This window comes from Methanothrix thermoacetophila PT, from assembly GCF_000014945.1.
Taxonomy (GTDB): domain Archaea; phylum Halobacteriota; class Methanosarcinia; order Methanotrichales; family Methanotrichaceae; genus Methanothrix_B; species Methanothrix_B thermoacetophila.
Genome location: NC_008553.1, coordinates 882,789 through 909,538, shown reverse-complemented (window position 1 = coordinate 909,538; position 26,750 = coordinate 882,789). Strand labels below are relative to the sequence as shown.

The window sequence follows — 26,750 nt, the reverse complement described above, 5'->3', positions numbered from 1 at the left end:
AATCCTCTATCGACTCGCGTTGCATGAGGAGTCGCGCGTCAGTGCGTTCCTCCGCCCCCCTCCAGTGGGCCTGCATCCTCGAACCCCTGCCTCTGGCCGGTGCCCGCCATCCTGGTCAGCTCCTCCGGTCTGAAGAGGAGCCTGACAGCGTTCAGGGCGTGCTCTGCCGCCCTTTTCTCTGCGAGCCTGGCCAGAGTGCGCTCGTCCCCTGCCTCATCCTCATGGACAAACACCTCTATGATGTGCCTGTTTGTCATGAGCTGGGCCATTATCAAACCTGTCGATGCCTCATGGGCACAGACCTTGTCTATGGGCGCGGCGCCGGGCATCCCCAGGGCGATTACGATATCACACTTGTGTTCCTCGATGAGCCGCTTCGCAGCCACCGGGAGATCCTTCACGCCCGGAACAGTGTACCTGACTATCTCCACGGACGCGTGCTTCTTTATCTCACGAATCGCGGCCCTCGCCATGTCATACCTGGCGAATGTGGTATCCGCTATACCTATGCGTTTCATGGTGCGAGCTCCCATAAAGTGTGCAGCAGGCACTCTGCATTGCTAGCACAATACCCGGGCATGGGGTACCGCCAGCAGATGCTCTTGTGATAGCATGGGAAGTAATAATGATACTGTATTTATAGGCATACATGATACCTTTGGACCTGTCCGGATAAAAGCTAAGGCCAGAGATTTGGGCTTTACTGCTATTGGATGTCTGAGACACTCAATCCTTATTCGGACACCTTCATACCTTCGCGGGACGGCATAAATAGGGTCGGCACAAACTGCATACTGGAGACGCATCGTCATGAGTCTATCGGATGTTGCAGATGAACTGAAATCGCTCTGCGACTTGATGTCTGATAACGTCGCATCAGCTGTGAGAGGCATCGCCGGGACAGCTAGCGCCGGATCACACATAAAGATCGGAGCTGATGGAACACCCACAAAGGCGATAGATCAGATCGCAGAGGAGGCGGCGCTTGCTCCTCTCAGGAATTACGGCTCTGGATTCAGGGTACTGAGCGAGGAGATGGGGGAGAGCGTGATCGGAGAGGATCCAGTGTACTTCATCCATCTGGATCCGCTTGACGGCACATTCAACGCGATACACGGGATACCATTTTACGCAATATCGATCTTCATAAGCGATGGCAGCACGCATCTGGCATACGTCCGCGACCTTGTGAGGGGAACGAAGTATTACGCGGAGCCTGGGTACGGAGCATACCGTGAAGATTCATCCGTGGATCGGATAAATGTATCAGGAACCTCCAATCTCATGGACTTCAGCATCTCCGCGTATACAATGCGTCCGAGGACGTCGAGGATTGTGGGCGTTGGAGATGTTGTGAGGAGGATGAGAAACCTAGGGGCAGCGTCGCTCGAGCTCTGCTATGTTGCGGATGGTAGACTGGATGCCTTCATCGACCTACGCGGCTCGCTCAGGGTCGTTGATGTGATCGCCGGAATTCTCATGGTGGAGGAGGCAGGGGGCGTGGCCACAGACGCTCTTGGAGAGAAGCTGCATCTCAGAAGGAATATGTGGGAGAGGACGGACCTGATAGCTTCAAATGGTCTCCTGCACAGAGAGATACTGGAGCTGATAGAGGGTGGTACCAATTAGAATAGGCTTTGTCTCCCGAAACGATGAAGAATCGATACAACTTGCAGGATCTCTCATAGACCATTTCAGGAGCAGGGCTGAGATTTTTGTCGAGCCGGAGCTCGCGGAGCATCTGGGGTGGAAGGGGACACCGGTCGAGGAGATGGATGTCGATTTCATAGTTTCCATAGGCGGTGACGGTACCATTCTCAGGACGATACACAAGATGGAGGATCCCAGGCCGATTCTCGGCATAAACATGGGCACAGTGGGGTTTCTTGTTGATGTGGAGCCAAAGGATGCGGTCAGAACCATAGAGCATCTGCTTCTCGGATTCGAGGTGGATGAGAGGACCAGGATAGAGACCCTGCTGAGGGGGGAGAGGCTACCACCAGCGACGAACGAGGTCGCGCTCATAACCTCCAGTCCCGCGAAGATGCTCGATTTCGAGATAAAGGTCAACGGATCTCCGCTGGAGAGGCTTCGCGCAGACGGCATGATATTCGCGACATCCACCGGATCCACAGCCTATGCTATGTCTGCAGGCGGGCCCATAGTGGATCCGCACCTGGATGCGATAGTCCTGGTGCCCGTGGCTCCATTCAAGCTATCCGCGCGACCGTGGGTGATTCGAGGAGACAGTATGATCGAGGTCGACCTGAAGCTCCCGGGAAAGGAGGCGCTGGTGGTCGTCGACGGCCAGACGATGGCCACGGTCACGCATGGTGATGAGATCATCATGCGGAAGGCTGAGAGGCCGGCGCGTTTCGTGAAGGCTAGCAGGGATGGGTTCTACGAGAAGGTCAAGGCCAAGCTCGTTTGAAGACCGAATCAGGGCGTGCCCGGTGCGCGCATGCGAAGATGAAAAATAAATTGCGTCTTTGATACGGGATGCCCATGCGCTTTTATGTTGTAAAGATCGGCGGAAGCCTGATCGGATGCGCGAAGGATATCGTCCGCAGGCTCTTCCTTCTCTCTGAGAACGGGTATGGCTTTCTGCTTGTTCCAGGCGGTGGCCCGATGGCTGATCTTGTGAGATCTCTTTATAAGAGTGGATTGGTAAGCGATGAGGCCGCGCACTGGATGGCTGTTCTCGCGATGGAGGAGTATGCGTATCTCCTGGCGGACGGGACCGGGGCGGAGCTTGTGGATGATCCATGCCCCTCGCAGGACATTCGTATCCTGAGGCCATACAGGTATCTCCTGAAAAACGACAGTGGTCTGGAGCACAGCTGGGATTACACATCAGATGCCATCGCGGCGCTTGTGGCATGCAGGCTCGGTTCGGATATGATAAAGGTGACTGATGTCGATGGAGTCATGATCTCGGGAAGGCTTGTGTCCGAGATACGTGCGTCAGAGCTCATGGGGCTTCGGAGCTGCATCGATCAGGGCTCACTGAGGATAATCGGCTCCTGCGGATCGAGATGCTTCGTCCTCAACGGCTCCATCCCGGAGAGGCTCATCGCGATGATGGAGGAGCTGCCTGAAAGATGCCACGGTACTGTGATATGGTAATCCGCCCTCCCTGAATGCGTTTGCATGAATCTGCCTCTGTATTCTGGAAATAAGATCGAATCACACTGAATCGAATCGGTGAATGGCATGACATAACTGGCATCAGTTGGCATGAAACATCGAAATCCAGCGTGTACAGCGCGAATGTTCGGCCTCAGTTAACATGCGGCAAATGCATTTATCGTGGCTTTTGGCATGTGCTATCCAGATCGCAAAGTTTATAGCAGGACGTCAAGAAGGAGTGAGCGGAGAAGCATGAAAGACGTACCAGAGAAGTGTATATCGTGCGGTGTTACCCTGCTTGGTATCGGAGGCGTCAGATTTCCATGTCCGAGCTGTGGTGAGGTCATCGCCAGATGCAACAGGTGCAAGAAGCAGAGCAATATCTACACATGCAAAAGCTGTGGGTTCACCGGTCCGTGAGGTGTTATAGATGGGAACTGTAGCCGCAAAGATCAGAGTCATGCCTGAGAGCACTGACATAGACATGGAATCGCTGAAGGAATCCATCAAGTCAGCTGTTCCAGCATCTGCAAAGCTCCACGCGATGGATGTGCGACCGATCGCCTTCGGCCTCAAGGCGCTGATAGCTGTTGTCCTCCTTGACGACAAGGCTGGTGGTGGGACTGAGGAGGTTGAAGAGGCTTTCTCGAAGGTGAAGGGCGTGGAGTCTGTAGAGGTCGAAGAGGTAGGCCTCATCTGACTTCCAAATTTGTGGGCACGTAGATCAGCTGGAAGATCGCTACCTTCGCAAGGTAGAGGCCGCGGGTCCGAATCCCGCCGTGTCCATTCGACGGTTTTAAGGAGCCTGCAGCCGGTCATTGTTAAATATTTAAAAACCCAATTATAAGCATACGATAATTGTTTTAAGTTAATCTTAAATATTAAAAAACAAGTTGTTTATCTGATTAAATGCTACTAAATGATGCAATGGTGGTGCAATGTACAGATCAATTGCCTTGGTGATACTTTTAGCTATCTTGACCTGCTTTCCGGGACTTGCTTTCGACCCCATACCTGGAGATTTGGATGGAGATATGCAGGTCTCAGCGGATGAGCTGAGGATTGCAGAGGAGTCGTTTACAAAAGGTGAGATCTCATCAGATGCACTGGCAGAGATAAGGCATATTCATGACAGATATCCTCTGAGCATTGTAGATTCTGCTGGCAGAAATGTTACATTCTACAGACCCATAAGGTCCATTGCCTGCACAGTATCTCATCAGTTAGAGACACTGAGATCCATCGGCATTCCGCGAGCGATGGTGGTTGCAGTACCTTCAGATATAGAGAAATACTCCATTTTCCAGGAGTACCATGATCTTCCTCAAATAGGCCACTTCTATGAGCCTGATCTTGAGCAGATAATTAGGATACACCCAGATCTTCTTCTCGTGCATCCAGGGCCAGGCCCCACCGGTCAGAACTACCTCCAAACGGTGCTGGACAGGCTCAACGGCACAGGTATAACGGTCTTCTGCCTTGCATGCAGCCGGCCTGATTCATATTCAGAGGAGATCGAGAAGCTCGGCAGGATCCTGGAGAGGGGGAACGAGTCCGCCAGTTTCCGTGCCTTCTACGAGGGTGTCCTCGGATCGGTTATCGGCAGGACAGAGGGAATACCCGATGAGGAGAGGCCAAAGGTGTATGTTGAATATGGACCATACAGGGTGTCGAACAACCCCATTCTCGATGCCATGCCAGTCGAGATGGCCGGTGGAAGGAGCATAATCACTGGCAGGACAGGAGGAGAGGTCTCTCCTGAGACGGTGATCGTGGAGGACCCGGATGTCATCATAAGACTTGTCTATGATGAGGATTACGACGCCAAAGACGCAAAAGATATTTCAAAGCTGAAGTTCGCGAGGGACGAGATCCTGGAAAGACCAGAGCTGCAGAATGTCACCGCAGTCAGGAACGGCAGGGTCTTTGTTATGGCATCTCCTTTCTGGACGTATCTGCCCTACAGCGGATGCAGGCATTTCATAGGCCTGGCATATCTCGCAAAGATACTTCACCCAGATACATTCGCAGATATGGATCCCAGAGCAGTGCACCAGAGATACCTTACAGAGTTTCAGCATCTCGACTATGATCTGAATAAACGTGGCGCACTGATCTACCCAGAGCCCTGAGACGGCGGAGGGCTGCGATGAAGATCACTTGCATATCAACCGTTCACAGCTCTGCTCTGGTGTCTGCAGCCCGCAACATTAAGAAGAACCATGCACTTCCGTTTGAGCTGAGGGTATATTACCCTGAGCAGCTTGACCTCTGTGTTGATCCTGAGGGATTCTCTGAGGAGCTCAGGTCCTCTGATGCTGTGCTGGTCGACATAAGAGGCAGCTGCAGAGCAGAGGAGATCGCTTACGAAACGCTGAAAGATGGAGATAACATTGTCGTCAACCTTGTCAGCCCCATCGGAAGAATGATGTCCATAACCAGGCTCGGATCTTTTCGAGGATCATCGGTGGCCAGGAGACTGAAGGCAGGCGAGGTTAGGGACCCAGAGGATCTATGGGAGAAGATCAAGACTATCCAGGGCATAGTTGAGACCGCGGGCAAAGTTGTTCCGCTGGCTCCCGTGAGGGATGCAGGCAACTACATAAAGATTGTGAGGTACTGGAGGTACGGTGGCACAGAGAACCTCCAAAACCTTCTCACCCTGCTTCTCAGGGAATATCTTGGATGCGATCTTCCGCGGCCTCCAGATCCACTGCCGTTTCCAGAGTATGGAATATATCACAGAGGAGGATTCCTCGATTCTCTGGATGCGCTTCTGCCTCATCTGGATGCGGAGAGAGCCACCATAGGAGTCCTGTTCTACGGAAACATGCACTTCGATCAGTGCCTTCCTGTGCTCAAGGCTCTTGATGACAGACTTGGGGATATGAACGTCATACCTGTATTCTCAGATGGCATTCACAACCTGAGAGCGATCAGGAGCTTCTTCCTGAAAGATAAGCCTGTGATAGATGCGATGATAAACCTCACATGGTTCCGCATAAATGGAGGACCTCTGGGAGGTGATCCTGATCTCACAAAAAATCTTCTGAATGATCTCGATGTCCCGGTGTTCGCGCCTGTATCAATGTACCAGAGCTCCATTGATGATTGGGAGAGATCTGATGCAGGTCTGTCCCCGACAGAGTCGATAATGGCTGTTATATGGCCAGAGCTGGATGGGTGCGCAGAGCCTATACCATGCTGCGGTGTGCGCTCCTTCAAGATCGATGATATGGAAGTGCGTGAGGTGGCTGCCATCGATGATCGCATCTCCAGGATAGCCTCACGGATACGCAGCTGGGTGCATCTCAGGAGAGAAGAGAATGCGAGAAAGAGAATCGCGCTGATAATATACAACTACCCTCCAGGAGAGGAGAACCTCGGAAGGGCATCATACCTAGATGTCTTCGCCAGCCTGAAGCGGTTGCTCTACACAATGAAAGATGCCGGATACAGCCTGAGTATACCGGATATGGAGCTCGATCATCTTTTTTACAAGATGGCAGCCGTGAACACAGGAAAATGGCTCCAGACAGATATCACCCTGAGAGAATGCCCATCCATGAGCCGCGAAGAATACATGCAGGCATTCAAATCTCTTCCAGAGGAGCTGCAGAATGAGATCTTGGATTTCTGGGGAGAGCCACCAGGTGAGGTGATGGTATCCGGTGGTGGGATTCTCATACCTGGCCTGGATCTCGGAAACGTCTTCATCGGTGTGCAGCCAGCACGTCCGCCTCTTGAGGGCATTGATTTAAATGAGATCTCGCATGATAAAACAAAACCCCCTCATCACCAGTACATCGCATTCTACCACTGGCTCCAGAGGGTATGGCGTGCTGATGCGGTCGTTCACATCGGCACTCACGGTCTTGCAGAGTTCATGAAGGGGAAGGAGCTGGCTCTGAGCTCAAGATGCTATCCAGATTTTCTCATAGGGGATATGCCAAACCTCTATTTCTACCATGTCGTCAACACCTCAGAGGTCATCATAGCCAAAAGAAGGCTGTACGCCATGACCATCAGCTACAACTCTCCTCCGTACACAAATGCCGACCTCTACGAGGGATACATGGAGCTTGAGGAACTGATAGATGAGCACAGCCAGGCTGTGACATACGATCATAGCAGAGCGGATCGGCTCAGAGAACGTATCTTCAAGAGAGCAGGAGAGCTAAACATCACAGCGAAGAGCATCGATGAGATACAGGATATGCTCTACGAGATGAAGAGGAGAATTATACCTAAAGGCCTTCATGTTCTCGGGGAGAGCTACCGCAAGGAAGATCTGGAGAGCTTTATGCGGATGCTTCTGAGATATGACAGAGATGGGGTGAGATCCCTGAACAGCATCGTCGCAGAAGCAATGGGGCTCGATTACAGAGAGCTTCTGAAAAACCGATCTCGAAAGCTCGATGAGGTCGACAAGATCTGCTCAGAGATCACAGGCATCGCAGTTGATGGATCTGATAGAAGCTATCCTCTGGAGATCAAGGGATATCTGAGCGATGAGCTGAAGAAGACGCTCAGCTACGGTTTGGAGGCGGTCAGAAGATACTCTGACAACAGCATTGAGATAAAGAACTTTATCAGAGGGCTTGATGGTAGATTTATAGAGCCATCGGTTGGCGGAGATATAATCAGATCTCCTCATGCGCTCCCAACGGGAAAAAACCTCGTCCAGTTCGATCCAACCCGAATACCAACATCAGATGCAATTAAGAGAGGAGAGGAGATAGCAGAGAATACCATCCGGGCATACATAGAAAGAACAGGCAGCTATCCATCCATGGTCGGGGTCGTCCTGTGGGGATTCGAGACCACGAAGACCGGAGGGGAGACCATCGGACAGATCCTGCGCTACCTCGGTGTGCGCCTGGAGCGCGATCCGGGATCTCTGGCTGTCAGGATAATACCATTGACTCTGGAGGAGCTCGGTAGGCCGAGAGTGGACTGCCTGGTCAACATCTGCGGGTTCTTCAGGGATATGTTCCCAAATGTGGTGCAGCTTCTCGACAGGGCGTTTGCTCTCGTGAGTTCCCTCGAAGAGCCGCTGGATATGAATTATGTGAGAAAGCACACGCTTGATAACATGAAAAGCCTGCTCCAGAACGGGATGGAGGAGAAGCAGGCTGGCGTCCTTGCAAAGGGTAGGATTTTCGGCCCCAGGGCAGGTGAGTACGGGACGCGGATGCTTCCACTTGTCGAGGACTCGGTCTGGCGCACAGAGGATGAGCTTGCCGAGGTTTATGCGAGCTCGATGGGCCACATATACACAGAAGGGATACATGCTGCGCAGCAGCTCGACCTATACAGGAGCAACATCTCCAGGGTGGATCTGGTATCTCAAATCAGGGACTCCCACGACTGGGAGTTCATCGATCTCGACCATTACTTCGAGTTCTTTGGCGGTCTCTCGAGCGCTGTAAGGTCTGCAAGAGGGAGTGATCCAGTGATGCTCGTTTCAGACACCACCGGAGAGGTCATACGAACCGAGGATATCCGGTCCGCTGTGGAGATAGGGGTGCGCACCAGGCTTCTCAATCCCAGATGGATCGATGGCATGCTCGCCCACAGGTTCCACGGGGCCCAACAGATCGCGGATCGCATAGAGAACATGCTTGGCCTTGCTGCCACTACGCACTCCGTCGAGAGCTGGGTATGGTCATCAATAGCAGAGCGATACATGTTCGATGAGACCACAAGGCAGAAACTGCTCGAGAACAACCATTATGCTGCTGTGAAGATTGGTGAGTGGCTGATGGAAGCCCACCGGAGAGGCTACTGGAAAGCGGAAGACGATGAGATAGAGAGGCTGAGAAGAAGCTGCCTAGAGATGGAGGGGGAAATAGAGGATGGAGGCTCTAAATCCTGAGCTTCCATCCTTGCGGACTGTGCCCATCAGAGGGTTCTGTGAGCGGATACATCGACCGGGTAGTGCACTCACCATGCGCTCATGGCGAATAGCTGTCGTATATGTAGATGTCTTTGTCTCCGCTGCGGTTGTCCGTCCACACTATCTTCCTGCTCCCTATGCGCGGCTCTGTCTGATCTCCCGGGGCTATGCATATCGGGATCTCCTTACCTGTAGAGAGATCGAAGGCATAGATGTCCCAGTCGCCGTTCCTCCTGTCCTGCCAGACGATAACACCGCTCTCGATATCTGGATTCGTCTGGTCGGTTGTATCAGACGTTATCCGTATCTCCTTGCTGTTGTTTGTATCGAAGGCATAGATGTCCCAGTTGCCATTTCTGTTATCCTGGTAGACCACGATGTATCCATCCGTCGCAGGGTTGATCTGATCCGCCGGATCCAATGTTACTGGATTCTTCTGCTGTCCTTTCCAGATGTAGACGTTCCAGTTCCCGTCCTTGTTGTCCTGATAGACAGCGATATCTCCTGCTGTTCTAGGATTCGTTCCGCTCGGAGGTATCGCCTCCACAGGCTCTGTCCCTCCGTAGACTAGCTTCTTGTAGAGCCGCCATCCAGCGAAAGAGAGGTCCTGCCAGACTAGATACTTGTCACCGATCGATATCGGGGATGGGGTGAAGAACTCAGCGCCCGTGAGCTGCGATCTGTTCGCTGTTATAACATCGAATGTTCTGACAGCCCAGTTGTCATGCTGCGGGTTCTGGCCGACCCATGCTATCACAGTGCCTCTTATATCAGGGTACATATCGTAGAGCGGGCCTCCGGCCAGAGGAATCTCAACGTTTCTGAAGAGATCGTAGACGTAGATGTCTGGATTGCCAGTGCGGTTGTCCATCCAGACGACGAAGTTTCCGCTAACCGCTGGCCTGCTCTGCTCACCCGGAGCCCTGCACACGACGCTTATCTCCCCCACAAGACTCTCGTATCTCGGCTTGCCCCTCGGCGAATCCAGCCACACGAGCTTCTGATCCATGTCCGGCTTCATCTGGCCCGGCCCTGCTGCAATCAGATCATCCTTCCATGTTGTTATGTCAAGCCTGCGCAGGGATCCGTCATCATCGACGTATGCTATGTACTTTCCTGAAACCGCTGGAGATGTCTGCATTCCAGGCCTTGGATACCTCTTGCTCCACTTTTTATCGTAGATGTAGTAGGCGATGTCGCCGGTGGCCCGATCCTCCCAGACGATTGTGTTTCCCGATACATCTGGGAAGACCTGATCCCCATCGCCTGTGAGCTTTGTCTCGTTGCCGGTCTTCAGATCGTATACATATATGTCCCAGTTCCCGCTCCTGTCATCCTGCCACGCGATCAGGCTCCCTGAGATCTTCGGGTACATCTGGTTGCCCTGCTTGCGCAACGATTCTGTACTGCCATCGGAGATGTTGTAGAGCACTACATCCCAGTTCCCTGATGAGTTGTCCATCCAGACGATCCTGTCCTCTGATATATCAGCCCACACCTGATCGCCGGGGCCTGTCGCGACATCTGTGACCTCCCCTGTTGTCAGATTGATCATGTACACATCAGAGCTGCCTGAGCGATAGTCTGACCAGACCACGTTCTGGCCAGAGGCCCTCGGGTACAGCTGATCCCCTTCAGCTCTGACTATCGGAATCTCAGATCTCGTGAAGAAATCGAAGCCGTATATGTCCCAGTCGCCGCGCCTGTTATCCGACCAGACCATCAGGCTGCCGTTTGTTGAGGGGAAGTCTGTGCTCAGCCAGAGCAGCGGCTCCCAGAGCGGTGATCTCGCCCTTATCTGCGGCCTTCCAGAGCTGTCGTCCATCCAAACGATGTATTTGTCGCTCAGTATCCTGCTGGAGGCTATGGGCTTCACTCTATATGGATCTCCTTTTCCGTCGCTCGGCGTCTGGTACATCGGAAGCGTCGAGACCGGCACCTCTATGCCCTTCTCAAGGTCGTAGAGGTAAATGTCTGCTGCACCTCCCCTCTCGTCAAGCCATGCGACGTAACTGCCGTAGACACAGGGCGCCCCCTGGTTGTAGCCGTTCGTGCATATCGGAGTCTCCTTTCCGGTCGTCAGGTTGTATGAGTAAATGTCCCAGTTCCGGATGCTCGCATTCAGAGCGTTCCTGCCATCAGCCCATACTATCGTATTCCCGTGAATCCATGGCTGCACCTGGTTCGCGGGATTTGTGCATATCGGAGTCTCCTTTCCGGTCGTCAGGTTGTACATGTAGATGTCCCATTTCCCCGATCTTCTATCAGCCCATACGATCCTGTCCCCCGATATCACTGGAGAGAGAAGCTGCGCCTGCTGCTGTGTGGTTATCTGCCTCTCAGATCCCTGGAGTACATCGTAGACGTAGATCTGATCACTGCCGGTCCTGTTGTCCATCCATACCACATACCTGCCGTCGATCATCGGATATCTCTGATCGAATGGGTCCTTCGAGAGCTGCCGCTCATTCCCCGCCCTGAGATCGTACAGAAATACATCCAGGTTGCCATTTCTCATGTCTGTGTATATCACGTAATCCCCTGAGATGTCAGGGCTGCTGTGGTCGATATCATCGTTTGTGATCCTGATCTCCTCTCCGGTCGTGAGATTCATCATATAAACCTGGTAGTGCCCGGTCCTATCGTCCGTCCAAACAACTCTGTCATTAAAGATCGATGGATTCGTGTGGTTGAATATACCCTGGGTCACAGGGAGATCAGGCAGTATCATCCTGTCCCACATGTAGATATCCGGGTCCTGCAAACCCTGCCTGTAGTCAGTCCAAACCACACCCCTCTCGCCGATCGCTGGCTCCATCACTATCGGACCGCGGATGAGCGTTCTCTCCTCGCCTGTGTCTACGTTGTAGAGAACTATCTCGGTCCCGTTGTTCTGCCATGTGATGTTTCTTCTCCAAACAGAGGGTGCTGTCTGGATGCCAGGCCTCGCCAGGACTGTCTCTTTACCTGAGGAGAGATCATAGAAAGCGACATCCATCTCGCCGGATCTGTTGTCAGCCCACGCGATGATCTCTCCATCGATCGCCGGAAGCGTCTGGTCGCCGGATGCTGTGCATATCGCCTTCTCAGACCCACCTTTGAGGTCGTACATGTAGATGTCGAAGTTCCCGCTCCTGTCATCTGCCCAGACCACACGACCCTCGCTCACCTTCGGGGTGATCTGGTCATTCTGAGCTGATGTCACACGCTTCTGCTGGTTCGTCGAGATGTCCTTTAGATATATGTTCCAGTCGCCGTCCCTGTCGTCGCTCCATACCACCACATCGCCATCAATATCTGGATCTGTCTGATTTCCATTATCACCGCAGACGATCTGCTCGACCCGATTCTTCACGTCGTAAAGGTATATGTCGGCGTTACCGCTGCGCATGTCCTGCCATACTATTCTGTAACCGGATACTGCTGGGTTGATCTGAATGAATGGATCGATGCAGACCCATCGCTCTGCACCGATCTCCAGGTCGTACATGAAGATATCGAAGTTCCCGCTTCTGCCATCTGCCCATACCACTATGTGTCCGTCGATATCAGGTTGCTCCTGCTCGGATCCCGTATAAACAGCGATCGGGCGATCCTTTCCGAGATCTGCGCCGGATGCCGTGAACACGGTGATGAAAATGATGAGAGCTATTGTTCTGCCGATCATCTTGCATTCCTCATTCCACAGGCGATCTGTAATTTTCAGTACACCTACATGAACCTATCTCGACATCTGTCGTTAATCGCTCATCCAAGTATCTACACTCTCATCAGACTTAAATAAGTCCCGCACAGACTCCTGGCCGTGGTAATTCATGTCACTGGAGATCGAGAAGATACATGCGAGAGAGATACTCGACTCTCGCGGCAATCCCACTGTAGAGGTCGATGTCTGGACCTGCTGCGGATTCGGGAGAGCAGCAGTGCCATCAGGAGCATCCACAGGCACATACGAGGCGCTGGAGCTGAGGGATGGTGGCGACAGGTACGATGGAAAGGGCGTGCTGAAGGCTGTCAGGAACGTCAATGAGGTCATCGGCCCCAAGCTCATCGGGATGGATGTGATAGATCAGAGGGGCGTTGATCAGATCATGATAGAGATGGATGGGACGCCGAACAAGTCGAATCTGGGCGCTAATGCGATACTGGGGGTCTCTCTGGCTGTGGCCAAGGCTGCTGCAAGCTCTCTCGGCATGCCGCTGTACAGGTACCTGGGCGGCGTCTCAGCCACCAGGCTGCCGGTGCCGTCCTTGAACGTGCTCAATGGAGGAAAGCACGCAGGAAATGATCTATCCATACAGGAGTTCATGATAGAGCCATGGGGCGCGGATAGCTTCAGCGAGGCGCTCAGAATGGCGGCCGAGACGTACCACGCCCTGGGGAGGATACTCAGGGGGAAATACGGCAATGTCGCGACCAATGTGGGATTCGAGGGCGGCTACGCGCCTCCCATATCAAAGACCAGAGATGCGCTCGATGCGATAATGGCCGCGCTTGATGTCACAGGATACACGGAGGAGATCAAGCTCGGGCTGGATTCTGCAGCCTCCAGCTTTTACCTGGACGGCGGTTATTCCGTGGATGATAACAGGCTCTCGCCAGGGGAGCTGATCGACTTCTATGTGGAGCTGGTGAAGACGTATCCGATTGTGCTCATAGAGGATCCTTTCGAGGAGAACGCCTTCGAGGAGTTCGCAGAGCTGACAAAAAAGCTTCCAGACACGATAATAGTGGGTGACGACCTCTATGTGACGAATATGGCTAGGATCGAGAAGGGTATAAGGATGAGGTCCACGAACGCGCTCCTGCTCAAGCTGAACCAGATCGGCACGGTCTCTGAGGCGTTTGATGCAGCAACGCTCGCCTACAGGAACAGCTTCAAGGTGATGGTAAGCCACAGATCTGCTGAGACAGAGGACAGCGCCCTCGCGGATGTATCTGTGGCGATAGGCGCTGAGCTCATAAAGACAGGGGCTCCGGCGAGGAGCGAGCGGAATGCGAAGTACAACCAGCTCCTGAGAATCCAGGAGGCGCTCGGCAGCTCTGCCAGCTACGCCGGCAGGAGGAGATGGAGCTGAGATTGCGATTGTGATAGCGCCTGCTTAGAAGATTTTTATACCTCTTTTTCTTAAAATGCCAACGTGAAATAATGACAGAGAGCTGTGTCTTTTGCAGAATCGTCCGTGGAGATGAGCCGGCCCACATCATAGATGAGGACGAGCTCTCCATGGCGATACTGGACATCAACCCGCTCGCCAGAGGGCACTGTCTTGTTATACCTAAGCGTCATGTCCCGTGGTGGCATGATCTCAATGAGCGGGAGGTCTCAAGCCTCTTCAGGCTAGCGTGGTCGGTATCTGGGAGGATCAAAAGAGCATTCGAGCCGGACTTCGTGGCCATGTATGCGAGGGGCAGGAGGATACCGCACACGCACATATTTCTTGTCCCAACATACAAGGGCGATCCTGTTGACAGGTTCTTCAACGCCCTCGAGGGATTCCAGGAGTCATCAGTCATCCTGGCGTCGCTCCGGAATGATCTGAAGGAGACTGCAGAGATCCTGAGAAACGTGTGATCGGGAAGCCCGCCCTTCATGGTGGGCAGGAAGGTCATCATGGAGATCTGGTGCGGAAGCATATCTGAGAGGAGGGCTTACAGCAAAGAAGAGAGCCTGGAGCGTCTTCTATCCCCAGAGAAGGCATCCCCAGAGCCGCAGATCGATATACGAGCCGCTGCGATTGAGCTGGGCTTCGCTGCTGACGATGTTGATTACAACCGGCGTCTCAGGGATGTCGCGATCTCTCTCGTCAAGCGGCAGCTCGAGCGCATGTGCACACCTCAGTCGGATCTCCTTCAGATGGTAGAGTCTCTGGACGATCTGAACGTGGCGATAAACCTTATCGAGGAGCGGCTTTACGAGTGGTCCCTCTTTTACGGCATGAGGTGCAGGGGTGAGGAGCTGGCGAGGGCTCTCTCTGGAAGGGAGGGGATCGGCCTCGTGGCGAGATCACTCCTGGAGCTGACCAGGGCCAGAGAAGATCTTGAAGAGCTTCTTGAGACAAGAGCGAGGGAACTCGCGCCGAACCTCTCCGCGATCCTGGGGCCGGTGCTGGCTGCCAGGCTGATCTCGAGGGCTGGTGGCCTTGAGAAGCTCGCGATGCTTCCAGCATCCACGATACAGGTCATCGGCGCTGAGAGGTCTCTCTTCCGGCACCTCAGAGGAAAAGCGCCATCGCCAAAGCACGGGATCATATTCAGACACCCCCTGATCCAGTCATCCCCTAAAAGACTGCGTGGCAGGATCGCGAGGGCGCTTGCAGCGAAGCTTGCCATTGCAGCGAGAATTGACCTATACTCAGGCACCCTTGATCCGGGGATTGCACAGGCGCTGAACGAGCGGGTGAGCCAGATAAGAAACAGGGCCACGCAGAGCAGGAGAGAGGACAAGTAATATAAGGCATCATGAGAAAAACACGAGGGAAATGTACACACAGGCAGACAGGAAGATACTGATAAAGACGATCCAGACGATGAACCAGCATCTTCCTCCGAAGAGGAAGACGCTGGCCGAGCTGCTCGAGGAGGAGAGACCAGGGATAAAGGGCAAGGACAACACATTTTATGTGATGGACAAGCCCGAGCTCGAGCTCATCTCCAAATCGATCCCCAGATTCATGTGGTCGCGAATCCGGCTTCCAATTCTCATAGAGATGTCCCCGGAGCTGGGAAGCGGATCTGCGAGGATACAGGGCGAGGCTGAGATAGAGGCGGTATCGAAGATACTCAACCTCAAGCGAGGGGATATCGGCAGGAGGAGCATGGTCATATACCTCCCGGACGTGAGGGAGCTCAGGCGCAAGCTGCCGACGACAACACAGTATGCGTTCGTGACATCTCTGAGAGATGATTCGCTCTGAGCCAGAGATTCAACATGTTTTTTATACTCATTACGCGAATATCCTAAGAGAGGTGACATATGGCTGAGTCTTTCGAGGAGGCCATTAGGCTCTTCAAGGAGAGCATGGCTCGTGGTGGCTATAAGGAGGCTGCCAGGATCAAGGAGCAGTACTCTCTGCCGAACGATTTGCTCCAGGATGCTGTCGAGGCGGCCTTCAGGAAGAACATTGAGATCGGCGAGTATTCGGTTGCTGCTGAGCTCGGCAAGACATACGGTCTCGACCCAACGATCGTCAAAGAGGCTGCAGCGAGATCCTTCCAGAGAAAGATGGACAGCGAGCAGTACAAGGCTGCTGCGAAATGCGCCAAGGAGTTCGATCTGCCGAAGAACATGGTACAGGATGCGGCAACCAAGGCGTTCAGGAAGAGCATGGACTTCGGACTGTTAAAGAATGCCGCCAAGATCGCGGAGGAGTTCGATCTTCCGATAACGCTCAGGATGGAGGCAGCGCAGGCAGCTTTCGATATGTACGTGAGCTCGGGGATGTACTCCAAGGCGATAAAGCTCGCAAGGAAGTACGGCCTGCCTGAAGATGTGATTCGCGCGGTGGAGAAGAGACGTTAGCCCCGACCAATGGAGAGATCTGTTCTCACAGTAGGCGGCTCAGACTCTGGAGGTGGAGCCGGGATCCAGGCCGATCTGAAGACCTTTGCAGCGTTAGGGGTCCATGGTTTGAGTGTTATAACCGCCGTGACCGCCCAGAACACTCTGGGCGTTCGCGAGGTGTTTCCCATACCAGCAGAAATGATCGCATCCCAGCTGGACGCACTTGTCGAGGACTTCGACATATCCTGGGCGAAGACGGGAATGCTCTTCTCCCCCGACGCGATTTCCCTGGTCGCGGAGAGGTTGAGAGAGCTGCGGTGTTCTGTGGTTGTGGATCCTGTAATCGCAGCGGAAGCCGGCGGATCGCTTATCGCAGAGGGTGCTATTCTCACGCTCAGAGATGAGCTGATACCGGTGGCATCTGTGATCACGCCGAACATCTTCGAGGCGGAGGCGATCACAGGCGTGAAGGTCGTCGATCTGGAAAGCGCCAGAGAGGCTGCCATGAGAATACTGGACATGGGCGCAAGAGCTGTCGTGATAACCGGAGGGCATCTGGACTGCAGGGCTGCTGGAATGCCGGCTGATGAGTGCGTGGATCTTCTCGTCACAAAAGATGCAGTTGCATGTGTATCTGGCAAGAGGAGGGAGGGCGGCAACCATGGTGTCGGCTGCACTTATTCAGCTGCGCTGACAGCACTCCTATCAATGGGCATGTCTCTGGATGATGCTGTGAGGCAGGCGCACAACTTCGCAGCACGCTCGATAGAGGGAAGCAGGCCCGTCGGCCACGGAGCAGCGCCTGTGGATCAAACCGCAAGTTTGAGAGAGGATGCGGAGAGGTTTCGCGTCATATCCTCTCTGGACCATGCGGTCTCCATGCTCAGAGACGAGGAGACGTTCGCCGAGCTCATACCCGAGGTCGGATCGAACATCGGAATGGCGATACCCGGTGCCCGGTCAAGAGCAGATGTTGCCGCTGTTGAGGGCAGGATCGTGAGAGCTGGCAGGAGATCTCACGTCTCCGGGTGCATCAGGTTCGGCGCAAGCAGGCACATCGCGCGGATCATACTCGCAGCGATGCGTTTCGATATGGGGATCAGAGCTGCCATGAACATCAGGCTGGATGAGAACCTCCTTTCAGAGGCATCGCGCATGGGTCTCAGGATCTCGAGCTTTGACAGAGAGGAGGAGCCACCAGGCGAGAGCACCATGAGTTGGGGGACTGCAAGAGCGATAGAGCGGCTGGGCGCTGTGCCTGATATCATCTGGGACGGAGGAGGAATGGGAAAGGAGCCGATGATACGCATTCTGGGCAGAGATGCCGTTTCCGTGGCCACTGTAGCGATCATGCTCTCGAGAGCAGTCTGGAAACGATGCCGTTAGGGCCGGAATCACGTACGCTCACGAGCATCAGTAGCGATTAGGCTCTCGAGAGCAGTCTGGAAACGATAGGAAGATATAAATCAATGCCTCATACTAGGGAAAGACCGCTGTCTGGAGTGAGTTGGATGGGATGTGTAAAGCCGAGCTATATCAAGAACTTCGCGAAAAAACTCTTGAGCACATACGAGGGCGAATTCACAACTGACTTTGAGATGAACAAGGAGAAGGTCTCAGCCTATACAAATGTGCGGAACAAAGCGATAAGGAACAGAATAGCTGGATACATCACGAGGATACTGGAGCAGAGGGCGACCCTGGGGGCAGGGGTTGAGTCCAATGTTTAGAGGGGTATTTCCCGCTATTATAACCCCCTTTAAGGACGATGGATCTCTGGACGAGGACGGACTGCGAAGAAACGTAGAGGTTCTCTCAAAGACCGGCATCTCAGGCGTGGTACCCTGCGGCACCACCGGCGAGTCCGCGACGCTGAGCCACGAGGAGCACAAGAAGGTCGTCGAGATAGTGGTCGACTGCTCAGATGTGCCGGTTGTGGCAGGGACAGGCTCCAACAACACATCAGAGGCGATAGAGCTGACAAGGCATGCCGCCGATGCCGGGGCAGATGCAGCTCTTCTTATAACACCATATTACAACCGTCCGAATGAGAGGGGTCTGTTTGAGCATTTCAGGAAGGTTGCAGAATCCTCTGATATCCCCATAGTTCTTTACAACGTTCCGAAGAGGACCGGCGTTGAGCTCCGTCCCGATGTGGTGGCCAGGCTATCCGAGATAAGCAATATCGTTGCAATAAAGGAGGCCAGCGGAAGCCTGACACAGGTTTCAAGGATAATAGAGCTCACAGCAGATAAGAACTTCGCAGTGCTCTCCGGAGACGATGACCTCACGCTGCCAATGCTGGCCCTTGGCGCAACCGGTGTCGTCTCTGTTGTTGCCAATGTAGCCCCGCGTGCTACGGTGGAGATGGTCAACGCGTTTCTGGATGGGAACATCACAAGGGCGCAGGAACTTCACTACAGGCTTGCTCCACTCGTACGCGCGATGTTCCTTGAGACGAACCCGATACCTGTAAAGACCGCATACCGCATGCTTGGGATGGCAGCCGGTCCGCTCAGACTCCCGCTGGCTCCGATGTCTGATGAGAACGAGGCGAAGCTCAGGGATGTGCTTACAAAGATGTCAGATCTGACGGGCGATATGAGATGACAGATGTTGCCTTGACTGGGGCAAAGGGCAGGATGGGGTCTCTGATAATCGATGAGATCAGGAGTTCCCCTGATCTGAAGCTTGTGGCTGCGATCGACATCATCGGTATAGGTGACCGGGTTCTTGGAGATGTATGCGTATCAGATGCGAGGGATGTGCAGAGGGTTCTCAGAGAATCGCGCCCTGATGTGCTGATCGACTTCACAGTGCCATCTGCAGCACTGGAAAACATCCATGCAGCTGCTGATACAGGAGTGGCTCTTGTTGTCGGCACGACTGGGTTCTCTGAGGAACAGCTCTCGATTATAGAGGAGATGATAAAAAGCGCGGGCATCGCTGCTGTGATCTCACCCAACTTCAGCCTTGGAGTCAACGTCTTCTGGAAGCTCGTGGAGATGGCTGCCAGATCTCTTAGCGATTATGATGTTGAGGTCATAGAGGCACACCACCGCAAAAAGAAGGACGCCCCCAGCGGGACCGCGATGAGAACTGTTGAGATACTCAGCCGCTCTCTCGGGATAGAGGATGTCCGCCACGGCAGAGAGGGAATGTGTGAAAGAGGAAGAGAGATAGGGGTGCATGCGGTCAGAGCTGGCGATATAGTTGGGGATCACACCGTGCTCTTTGCCGGTCCTGGGGAGAGGATAGAGATCAAGCACCAGGCGCATAGCAGGTCCGCCTTCGCCAGAGGCGCTCTGAGAGCTGCAAGGTGGGTTGTCAAGGCCCCTCCGGGGATCCACAGCATGGAAGAGGTGTTGGCTTCGAGTTGATTCTCTTCAGAGACCCGGATCTCGTGCTGGATGACACGAAAGTATCTCCGGTATCAAGAGAGCAGAACCGCGTGGGCATCTGCACAGCCTGCGATGGAGATCTCCTGAGCCTCGGATACTACAAGCACGCGGGTAGATGGATGGTCGCAGCCAGATGCCTTGGATGCTCCAGGGCATTGCTCATGGTTTACGGCGAGGACTGGTCATGGATAGAGGACCAGCCGCTTGTTGTGGACGAAGCTGAGGGGCATGCACCTGCAAAAGCCTCTCTCAGGGTTTCAGAGGTGCCGCGGGAGCGCCTGGAGGTGGTCTTTACACCCGCTGAGATAAGAGATATGATCGCATTTCAGGAGGGAAGGCCATACGTCCGCCAGAACCTCTACAGAGCCAGGGCCAAGCTCGACAGGTTCGAACGCCTCTTTGGGGTCAGGATAGATCTGTAGTGCCCCATGGGATGTTATCATACCGCCGGAGAGAAAAGCAGCATTCCTTCAGTAGCATGCAGGGTTTCGACGAGGTTGTTTCAAAACTGCATCGAAAATCTGGCCCAGAGCTCGGTTATGTTGATCAGTAATGCCCAAGAGTTCTCAGTACTCAGAATGATGTTATTCGCTCTTATGCATCTGATAATTTGCGTCAGTAGAAGCATACTGGATAAACTAGATCGCAAAAACCTTTGACGAGTAGTTGAAGCGCAGGAAGCCCCGCCCTTCAGGGCGAGGATGAAGCCATCTCTATCCGTGATTTGATCAGATTTCTGAGCGGTTCGATCTCGCCTCGCTTCGCAGATATCGGGGCTATGCGATCCTCCCATCGCCTCCAGGGCGGCTCCATGCCGAGACGCTCCGCGATCCAGTCCAGCACCTGCTCTCTGTTCGCTATCCGATCGATCTTGTTCGCCGCGAGTATCGGATTGAGCTTCAAATCGCATAGAAACTCCCACATCTCGATCTCCACAGGCACCTCGCCCCTGCTCTCCCACCTCTCCGCGATCTCCAGGAACGACGCAGCATCTGTCACCTGGACTGCTGTTATTATCCTGTCAGCATGATCCTCGAGGTACCTCACTATGAGATCCTTGACGCGCTCCTGATCCCTCCAGCTTCGGTATTTCATGAACCCGTAGCCTGGCATGTCTACATACGTCAGGTTGCCGATTCTGACAGAATATGGGCGAAATGTCACCCCCGGTCTTCTTCCAATGGGAACCCTCTCACCGGTCAGGGCTCTGAAGAGCGTGGACTTCCCCACATTCGATCTGCCAACAAGAACTATCTCGCACATGCAAACCAAAAATAACCAAAAATAAAATTAAAGCAGCGGACCCGCCGGGATTCGAACCCGGGTTTGAGGCTATCCCCGGAGACCTCCGGAGGCCTCTGTTCTATCCAGACTATACTACGAGTCCAGCTAACTTTCGAGCACTATCTCGATGTTCACGTTCTTGGGAACCTGGATCCGCATGAGCTGCCTGAGGGCCCGCTCATCCGCGTCCAGATCTATCAGGCGCTTGTGAACCCTCATCTCCCAGTGATCCCAGGTCGCAGAGCCCTCTCCATCAGGGCTCTTGCGGCACGGAACCACCAGCCTCTTGGTCGGCAGCGGAATCGGGCCCGCCATGTGTACTCCAGTCCTCTGGGCGATCCCGCGCACCTGATTGCATATTTCATCAAGCGTCGCGGGGTTCGTCCCAGATAGCCGTATCCTCGCCTTTTGCATGCTAAGACACCGGTCTTATCTTGGAGTAACGTTCTGGCACATCCCCGCGGCGATCGTCATGCCCATATCCCTGATCGCGAACCTGCCGAGCTGTGGAATCTCCTTAACCTTCTCGATTACCATCGGCTTCGTCGGCCTGACAGAGATGATAGCAGCATCACCAGTCTTGATGAATGCCGGATTCTGCTCCTTGACAGAGCCTGTCCTGGGGTCGAGCTTGGCCTTGATCTCTGTTATCGTGCACGCCACCTGCGCGGTGTGGCAGTGGAAGACAGGCGTGTAGCCAGCGGAGATAGCACTCGGGTGCTGCAGCACAACGATCTGGGCTGTGAACTCCTTCGCCACTGTCGGCGGATTGTCTACGTGGCCGCAGACATCTCCTCTCCTGATGTCGTTCTTGCCGATGCCCCTGACGTTCCATCCGATGTTATCTCCGGGGTACGCCTCCGGGATCTCCTGGTGGTGTATCTCTATGGACTTGACCTCGCCTGAGACGTGGGCAGGCTCGAATATGACCTTATCACCCTTCTTCAGCACACCGGTCTCAACACGTCCGACAGGGACTGTGCCGACGCCTGAGATCGAGTACACATCCTGCACAGGTATGCGGAGCGGGAGGTTCACCGGCTTCTGAGGCTCCTTCAGCGCATTCAGCGCATCCAGTACGGTCGGTCCTGTGTACCACTTGGTCCGATCGCTGTGCTTTACGACATTATCACCGTTGTAAGCGGAGACGGGTATGAACGGGACCTCATCGATCTTGTAGCCGACCATCCTCAGCAGCTTGCCGACCTCCTCCTTTACCTCGTTGTATCTCTTCTCGTCGTATGGCGGCTCTGTCGCGTCCATCTTGTTTATGGCCACGATCAGCTGGTTCACACCCAACGTCCTTGCGAGGAAGACATGCTCCTTCGTCTGGGCCATCACGCCATCGGGTGCAGCAACAACGAGCACGGCCGCATCAGCCTGGCTGGCGCCTGTGATCATGTTCTTAACGAAATCCCTGTGCCCGGGGCAGTCGACCACTGTGAAGTAGTACTTGTCGGTATCGAAGCGCTGGTGAGCGATATCGATCGTCACACCCCTCTCGCGCTCCTCCTTCAGGCTGTCCATGACCCAGGCGAACTCGAATGTCGCCTTGCCCTTCGCAGCAGCTTCCTTCCTGTACTGCTCGATGATGTGCTCATCGATTGCCCCCATCTCATACATCATCCTTCCGACAAGCGTTGACTTGCCATGGTCAACGTGTCCGATGAATGCCAGATTAAGGTGAGGCTTTGTATCTGCCATTTTATTCATCTCCTTTCTAGTGGTTCCATGCGTATTTTCTTTCTGCCTTTAAATCTTTTCCAGCGGTTCACGCCTTGAGATAGTCGCTCGGTGTTGGCATCTCAGGCTTCAATCCCTTCCTGGTCCTGATCTGCCGAACCGTATCCAGCATCATGTTTGCCGGGATCGGCTCGAATCCTGCGAACTCGGTGGACCAGAGCGCCCTGCCCTCTGTTGCAGATCGGATCGCGCCTGCGAAGCCAAACATCTCTGCGACAGGCATCTTGGCCTTGATCGTGATCATATCCCCTTCTGTCTCCATGCTCAGGATAACACCACGGCGACCCTGGATCTCTGACATTGCACCGCCCATCTGGTCCTGGGGTACCTGTATAAAGACGTACTGCATCGGCTCCAGCAGCGTTGGGTTGGCCATGAGTATTCCGGCCTGGACCGCCTGCCTGACCGCAGGTATCACCTGTGCGGGTCCTCTGTGGACAGCATCCTCATGGAGCTTGACGTCCACAAGCTTCGCCTTTATCCCCTGCACCGGCTCCCTGCAGATTGGCCCTGCAGTTATCGCCTCCTCAAAGCCCTCGAGTATGAGCTCCATGGTCTCCCTGAGGTACTGGATGCCCTTTGTCATGTTCAAGAACATATTGGTTCCGACGAAGTTGACCATGTTCCTGGCCTCTTCCTTGTCCATGCCTGCCTCGATCAGGATCTTCCTGCGCTCGACCTCCTCCATCTTCATGTCGATCTTCCCATCTTTCAGGACCTCGATCACACCGGGCTCCAGAGGCTCTATCTCTATGTAGAACCTGTTGTGGTGGTTCGGAGACTTGCCCTCTACTGGCCCGGACTTGCCAGTTACGGATTCCCTGTAGACCACGATGGGAGGAGATGTCTTTATCTCAACGCCCTTGTCCCTCTGGATCCTGGTGGCCACTATCTCGAGATGGAGTTCACCCATCCCGGCCATGAGATGCTCGCCTGTCTCCTCATTGATCGTTATCTGGAGTGTCGGATCCTCTTTTGCTGTCTGGCGGAGGACCTCTATGAGCTTGGGGAGATCGCGCATGTTCTTCGCCTCGACCGCAACCGTCATGACAGGCTCTGAGACATGCTTTATAATCTCAAACGGTGTCATGTTCGGATCGCTCGAGACTGTCGAGCCAACGATCGCGTCTCTCAGACCGGTAACAGCTGCGATGTTCCCTGCAGGAATCCTCTCCACCTCTATCCTCTCAGCACCCATCATGATGCCAGTCTGCTGGATCCTGTTCGTATGAGGAACCCCTGAGATGTGGAGCTCCATGCCGCGAACAAGCGTACCTGAGAAGAGTCGTCCGGTTGCAACCTCACCAGCATGCGGATCCACCTTGATCTTCGTGACCATGAAGGCTACAGGCCCGTTCGGATCGCATGCAGTCATAGCCTTCCCCACAGGACTGTTCCAGTCGCCCTTCCATATGACCCTGATTCTGTTCTTCTGTGCCTCGAGCGGGCTCGGCAGGAAGCGGATTATCATATCGTTGACCGCAACATAGAGAGGACACTTCTGCGACAGCTCCTTCATACGATCCGAGCGGCAGTAATCGTAGACCTGATCGAAGCCTATGCCTGTCCTCTTCATTTGCGGAACGCTTATCGCCCAGTTGTAGAGGGCCGAGCCAAATGCCACGCTGCCGTTTGCGGCGTCCAGCCTCCATCCGGCCTTGTAGTGCTCCTCGTCCATGCTTCTGATGAGCTTGTTGATGTTGTCGATGACCCTTCCAAGACGAATTGCCATCTCCTTCTTCTCAACCTTGAGCTCATTGATCATCCTGTCAACCTTGTTCACGAACAGAACTGGGCGAACGCCCTCGCGAAGCGCCTGCCTCAGAACGGTCTCGGTCTGCGGCATTGCGCCCTCCACTGCATCAACAACAACGACTGCGCCATCAACCGCGCGCATCGCTCGTGTGACGTCGCCGCCGAAATCCACGTGCCCTGGAGTATCGATCATGTTGATCAGATACTCCTTCCCCTCATACTCATGGACCATGGAGACGTTTGCGGCATCTATCGTTATGCCCCTGGCCTGCTCAAGTGGATCGAAGTCCATGAAGAGCTGTTTTCCAGCGAGCTCCATGGAGATCATGCCTGCGCCTGCCAGAAGGTTGTCTGATAGCGTCGTCTTGCCATGATCTATATGCGCGACTATCCCGATGTTTCGTATCCTCTCGGGCTTGTCCATCAGAGCTACCACACGCTCTGCGATCTTCTTTCTCTTGCCCATAACACGCACCACTGAACTTGTGTAAGCATTAACTTAACTCGGACCCAAAAACTTCTGACTCCACCTATATAAGCCTTAGTCAGGATCGGCCGTGCCGGGGGATGCTGGAAAGGTACCGTCATGCCGGTATGGGAGTGTGCCCTCCCGATGAAGCCTGACTTGGTTGGATGTTGTAAGGCGCAACCATAGCGAAACACACCATTTTTGCAGGATGGCCATAGGCGGCACCGGTCATCAGGTACAGCTTCTCACGATGCGAAGATCCTCTTGATCCTTGAGATCGACGACTGATATGCAACCACGAAGACCCTGTCTCCGACCTCCAGGATCGTGTGCTCATCTGGAACAAGAGGATGACCATTTCTGAGGATCATTCCGGCAATTGCGCCAGCTGGCAGCTCCTTCATGATGTGTCTGCCTGCGAGCCTGGAGTTGGCCTTGACCACGAAATCCATCAGGGTCATGCCCTCATCGCTCAGCGTCACCATCTCCTCGCTTCCCATGGCAAGCCAGAGAACAGCATCTGCGGTGACCTGACCGGGGCTTACAGCTCTGTCTATACCAACACGCTCGAAGAGTTTTACATAGTAGCTCCTGTTCACCCTCGAGATTATCTTCTTCGCGCCGAGCTGCCTGGAGAGGAGAGAGCTCAGAAGGTTCTTCTCGTCGATTCCCGTAACTGCAAATACAACATCAGCATCCCCCACGCCCTCCTCGGTCAAGAGGGAAATATCCGTACCATCCCCATTCAGGATCATGGTGTCCGACAGATACATTGAGATCTCCCTGCATCTCTGATTGTCGATCTCGATGAGCTTGAGATCAATGCCCATATTCTCCAGCCGTTGGGCCAGATAGAAGCCAACAAGACCACCGCCGACTATGACCGCATTTTCATCCCTGGTCTCCTCATGAAGGCTCTGTCTCAGATCCGTGATGGCCTTCGGATCTATCAGCATGGTCACATGATCATTTGGTTTTATTGTGATATTCGGATCGCCAAGCCGGACCTTGCCATTGCTCTTGACTGCCACGATCTTCGAGCCCCTTGGTATTCTCAGGTCCCGCACCTGGCCGACGAGGGGCATGCCCTCTCTCACCTTGAGCTCGATCAGCCCGAGCATCCCACCGGCAAGCTTTCTGTTCATCAAAGCAGCTGGAAACGAGATCGTGCTGGCGAGATCCTCGACCATTACAAGCTCCGGGCAGATCATGTACTCTATTCCCAGCTCCCTCAGAGGCTTCACCGGCCGATCGATATACTCAGGGTTCCTGACCCTGGCTATTGTATGGTTCACCCCCATCCGGCTTGCTATTATGCATGTGATTATGTTTATCTCATCGCTGCCAGTGACCGCAAGAACCAGATCCATATCCTCGACGCCAATCTCTTCGAGCAGCCTCGCATTTGCCGCATTCCCCACGCGGGGCTTCAGGTCCATACCCTCGAAGCGGCTCAGTGCGGCGATGTCCTTGTCAATAACAGTCACATCATGGTCTGCCACCATCGCCTCTGCCAGCCGGTGGCCGACCTCACCGGCGCCGGTTATGAGTACACGCATGAACCCC

24 protein-coding genes and 2 tRNA genes are annotated in these 26,750 nt (G+C 54.1%); 18 read left to right on the top strand and 8 right to left on the bottom strand.

From position 1 onward, the window contains the following. Positions 1-38 precede the first annotated feature (38 nt). A complete protein-coding gene (ribC, locus tag MTHE_RS04375) occupies positions 39-518 on the bottom strand; it encodes a riboflavin synthase (protein ID WP_011696027.1) in 480 nt (159 codons plus the stop codon). Between the two features lie 292 nt (positions 519-810). Here ribC and MTHE_RS04370 point away from each other — a divergent pair, with 292 nt between their 5' ends. The 8 genes from MTHE_RS04370 to bchH all read left to right on the top strand — a co-directional run bounded on the left by MTHE_RS04370 (position 811) and on the right by bchH (position 9,007). Continuing rightward, on the top strand, positions 811-1,629 hold the full coding sequence (locus MTHE_RS04370) for a bifunctional fructose-bisphosphatase/inositol-phosphate phosphatase (protein ID WP_011696026.1): 819 nt from the start codon (positions 811-813) through the stop codon (positions 1,627-1,629). Beyond that, positions 1,616-2,431: an NAD(+)/NADH kinase gene (locus MTHE_RS04365; protein WP_011696025.1), complete on the top strand. Its 816-nt coding sequence runs from the start codon at positions 1,616-1,618 to the stop codon at positions 2,429-2,431. Before MTHE_RS04370 ends, MTHE_RS04365 begins: the two co-directional genes overlap by 14 nt. Positions 2,432-2,499: 68 nt before the next feature. After that, positions 2,500-3,126, top strand: coding sequence for an amino acid kinase family protein (locus MTHE_RS04360; protein ID WP_175265790.1), 627 nt, complete (start codon positions 2,500-2,502; stop codon positions 3,124-3,126). Between the two features lie 195 nt (positions 3,127-3,321). Next, positions 3,322-3,549, top strand: coding sequence for an HVO_2753 family zinc finger protein (locus MTHE_RS04355; protein WP_327036614.1), 228 nt, complete (start codon positions 3,322-3,324; stop codon positions 3,547-3,549). Positions 3,550-3,559: 10 nt separating this feature from the next. After that, on the top strand, positions 3,560-3,829 hold the full coding sequence (locus MTHE_RS04350; protein ID WP_011696022.1) for an elongation factor 1-beta: 270 nt from the start codon (positions 3,560-3,562) through the stop codon (positions 3,827-3,829). Positions 3,830-3,842: 13 nt separating this feature from the next. Beyond that, positions 3,843-3,915: transfer RNA gene (locus tag MTHE_RS04345), tRNA-Ala, on the top strand. 236 nt (positions 3,916-4,151) lie between these two features. After that, entirely contained in the window at positions 4,152-5,261 is a 1,110-nt protein-coding gene (locus MTHE_RS04340; protein ID WP_175265788.1) for an ABC transporter substrate-binding protein, read from the top strand. Between the two features lie 17 nt (positions 5,262-5,278). Further along, the gene (bchH, locus tag MTHE_RS04335) at positions 5,279-9,007 is read left to right on the top strand and encodes a magnesium chelatase subunit H (protein ID WP_011696020.1); all 3,729 of its coding nucleotides are present in this window, start codon (positions 5,279-5,281) and stop codon (positions 9,005-9,007) included. Between the two features lie 79 nt (positions 9,008-9,086). Here bchH and MTHE_RS04330 read toward each other — a convergent pair whose 3' ends face one another. Next, entirely contained in the window at positions 9,087-12,695 is a 3,609-nt protein-coding gene (locus MTHE_RS04330; protein ID WP_011696019.1) for a PQQ-binding-like beta-propeller repeat protein, read from the bottom strand. A gap of 148 nt (positions 12,696-12,843) precedes the next feature. Here MTHE_RS04330 and eno point away from each other — a divergent pair, with 148 nt between their 5' ends. The 10 genes from eno to MTHE_RS04280 all read left to right on the top strand — a co-directional run bounded on the left by eno (position 12,844) and on the right by MTHE_RS04280 (position 20,355). Next, positions 12,844-14,106: a phosphopyruvate hydratase gene (gene eno / locus MTHE_RS04325; RefSeq protein ID WP_011696018.1), complete on the top strand. Its 1,263-nt coding sequence runs from the start codon at positions 12,844-12,846 to the stop codon at positions 14,104-14,106. 71 nt (positions 14,107-14,177) lie between these two features. After that, complete coding sequence (locus tag MTHE_RS04320; protein ID WP_011696017.1) at positions 14,178-14,603, top strand: HIT family protein; 426 nt, start codon at positions 14,178-14,180, stop codon at positions 14,601-14,603. A 39-nt stretch (positions 14,604-14,642) separates the two neighbouring features. Further along, complete coding sequence (locus MTHE_RS04315) at positions 14,643-15,479, top strand: NOP5/NOP56 family protein (protein ID WP_175265787.1); 837 nt, start codon at positions 14,643-14,645, stop codon at positions 15,477-15,479. Between the two features lie 31 nt (positions 15,480-15,510). After that, positions 15,511-15,945: a DUF61 family protein gene (locus MTHE_RS04310; RefSeq protein ID WP_011696015.1), complete on the top strand. Its 435-nt coding sequence runs from the start codon at positions 15,511-15,513 to the stop codon at positions 15,943-15,945. Between the two features lie 59 nt (positions 15,946-16,004). Then, positions 16,005-16,550 (top strand): hypothetical protein, encoded by a 546-nt coding sequence (locus MTHE_RS04305; RefSeq protein ID WP_011696014.1) that lies wholly within the window; start codon positions 16,005-16,007, stop codon positions 16,548-16,550. Positions 16,551-16,559: 9 nt separating this feature from the next. Then, the gene (gene thiD, locus MTHE_RS04300; RefSeq protein ID WP_011696013.1) at positions 16,560-17,918 is read left to right on the top strand and encodes a bifunctional hydroxymethylpyrimidine kinase/phosphomethylpyrimidine kinase; all 1,359 of its coding nucleotides are present in this window, start codon (positions 16,560-16,562) and stop codon (positions 17,916-17,918) included. Positions 17,919-18,043: 125 nt separating this feature from the next. Further along, entirely contained in the window at positions 18,044-18,262 is a 219-nt protein-coding gene (locus MTHE_RS04295) for a 30S ribosomal protein S17e (protein WP_175265786.1), read from the top strand. Further along, positions 18,255-19,142 (top strand): 4-hydroxy-tetrahydrodipicolinate synthase, encoded by an 888-nt coding sequence (gene dapA / locus MTHE_RS04290; protein ID WP_011696011.1) that lies wholly within the window; start codon positions 18,255-18,257, stop codon positions 19,140-19,142. Before MTHE_RS04295 ends, dapA begins: the two co-directional genes overlap by 8 nt. Next, positions 19,139-19,912, top strand: coding sequence for a 4-hydroxy-tetrahydrodipicolinate reductase (gene dapB / locus MTHE_RS04285; protein ID WP_011696010.1), 774 nt, complete (start codon positions 19,139-19,141; stop codon positions 19,910-19,912). Before dapA ends, dapB begins: the two co-directional genes overlap by 4 nt. Next, positions 19,909-20,355: a hypothetical protein gene (locus MTHE_RS04280; protein WP_011696009.1), complete on the top strand. Its 447-nt coding sequence runs from the start codon at positions 19,909-19,911 to the stop codon at positions 20,353-20,355. The genes dapB and MTHE_RS04280 overlap by 4 nt, the downstream gene beginning before the upstream one ends. Positions 20,356-20,623: 268 nt before the next feature. Here the strand turns inward: MTHE_RS04280 and engB are convergent, their stop codons facing one another. The 6 genes from engB to trkA all read right to left on the bottom strand — a co-directional run bounded on the left by engB (position 20,624) and on the right by trkA (position 26,743). Continuing rightward, the gene (gene engB / locus MTHE_RS04275; protein WP_011696008.1) at positions 20,624-21,196 is read right to left on the bottom strand and encodes a GTP-binding protein EngB; all 573 of its coding nucleotides are present in this window, start codon (positions 21,194-21,196) and stop codon (positions 20,624-20,626) included. 36 nt (positions 21,197-21,232) lie between these two features. Beyond that, a tRNA-Arg gene (locus MTHE_RS04270) sits at positions 21,233-21,320 on the bottom strand. 2 nt (positions 21,321-21,322) lie between these two features. Then, positions 21,323-21,631, bottom strand: a complete 309-nt coding sequence (gene rpsJ, locus MTHE_RS04265) for a 30S ribosomal protein S10 (protein WP_011696007.1) — start codon at positions 21,629-21,631, stop codon at positions 21,323-21,325. A gap of 15 nt (positions 21,632-21,646) precedes the next feature. After that, positions 21,647-22,921: a translation elongation factor EF-1 subunit alpha gene (tuf, locus tag MTHE_RS04260; protein WP_011696006.1), complete on the bottom strand. Its 1,275-nt coding sequence runs from the start codon at positions 22,919-22,921 to the stop codon at positions 21,647-21,649. Between the two features lie 67 nt (positions 22,922-22,988). Then, on the bottom strand, positions 22,989-25,181 hold the full coding sequence (locus tag MTHE_RS04255) for an elongation factor EF-2 (RefSeq protein WP_011696005.1): 2,193 nt from the start codon (positions 25,179-25,181) through the stop codon (positions 22,989-22,991). 248 nt (positions 25,182-25,429) lie between these two features. Then, positions 25,430-26,743 carry a Trk system potassium transporter TrkA gene (gene trkA, locus MTHE_RS04250; RefSeq protein ID WP_011696004.1) on the bottom strand — a complete coding sequence of 438 codons (1,314 nt, stop codon included), beginning with the start codon at positions 26,741-26,743 and terminating at the stop codon, positions 25,430-25,432. Positions 26,744-26,750: the final 7 nt, after the last annotated feature.

Coding starts and splice junctions, on each gene's coding strand:
- ribC (WP_011696027.1), bottom strand. CDS start 518: ATGAAACGCATAGGTATAGCGGATACCACATTCGCCAGGTATGACATG.
- MTHE_RS04370 (WP_011696026.1), top strand. CDS start 811: ATGAGTCTATCGGATGTTGCAGATGAACTGAAATCGCTCTGCGACTTG.
- MTHE_RS04360 (WP_175265790.1), top strand. CDS start 2,500: ATGCCCATGCGCTTTTATGTTGTAAAGATCGGCGGAAGCCTGATCGGA.
- MTHE_RS04355 (WP_327036614.1), top strand. CDS start 3,322: ATGTGCTATCCAGATCGCAAAGTTTATAGCAGGACGTCAAGAAGGAGT.
- MTHE_RS04350 (WP_011696022.1), top strand. CDS start 3,560: ATGGGAACTGTAGCCGCAAAGATCAGAGTCATGCCTGAGAGCACTGAC.
- bchH (WP_011696020.1), top strand. CDS start 5,279: ATGAAGATCACTTGCATATCAACCGTTCACAGCTCTGCTCTGGTGTCT.
- MTHE_RS04330 (WP_011696019.1), bottom strand. CDS start 12,695: ATGATCGGCAGAACAATAGCTCTCATCATTTTCATCACCGTGTTCACG.
- eno (WP_011696018.1), top strand. CDS start 12,844: ATGTCACTGGAGATCGAGAAGATACATGCGAGAGAGATACTCGACTCT.
- MTHE_RS04320 (WP_011696017.1), top strand. CDS start 14,178: ATGACAGAGAGCTGTGTCTTTTGCAGAATCGTCCGTGGAGATGAGCCG.
- MTHE_RS04315 (WP_175265787.1), top strand. CDS start 14,643: ATGGAGATCTGGTGCGGAAGCATATCTGAGAGGAGGGCTTACAGCAAA.
- MTHE_RS04310 (WP_011696015.1), top strand. CDS start 15,511: ATGTACACACAGGCAGACAGGAAGATACTGATAAAGACGATCCAGACG.
- MTHE_RS04305 (WP_011696014.1), top strand. CDS start 16,005: ATGGCTGAGTCTTTCGAGGAGGCCATTAGGCTCTTCAAGGAGAGCATG.
- thiD (WP_011696013.1), top strand. CDS start 16,560: ATGGAGAGATCTGTTCTCACAGTAGGCGGCTCAGACTCTGGAGGTGGA.
- MTHE_RS04295 (WP_175265786.1), top strand. CDS start 18,044: ATGGGATGTGTAAAGCCGAGCTATATCAAGAACTTCGCGAAAAAACTC.
- dapA (WP_011696011.1), top strand. CDS start 18,255: ATGTTTAGAGGGGTATTTCCCGCTATTATAACCCCCTTTAAGGACGAT.
- dapB (WP_011696010.1), top strand. CDS start 19,139: ATGACAGATGTTGCCTTGACTGGGGCAAAGGGCAGGATGGGGTCTCTG.
- engB (WP_011696008.1), bottom strand. CDS start 21,196: ATGTGCGAGATAGTTCTTGTTGGCAGATCGAATGTGGGGAAGTCCACG.
- rpsJ (WP_011696007.1), bottom strand. CDS start 21,631: ATGCAAAAGGCGAGGATACGGCTATCTGGGACGAACCCCGCGACGCTT.
- tuf (WP_011696006.1), bottom strand. CDS start 22,921: ATGGCAGATACAAAGCCTCACCTTAATCTGGCATTCATCGGACACGTT.
- MTHE_RS04255 (WP_011696005.1), bottom strand. CDS start 25,181: ATGGGCAAGAGAAAGAAGATCGCAGAGCGTGTGGTAGCTCTGATGGAC.
- trkA (WP_011696004.1), bottom strand. CDS start 26,743: ATGCGTGTACTCATAACCGGCGCCGGTGAGGTCGGCCACCGGCTGGCA.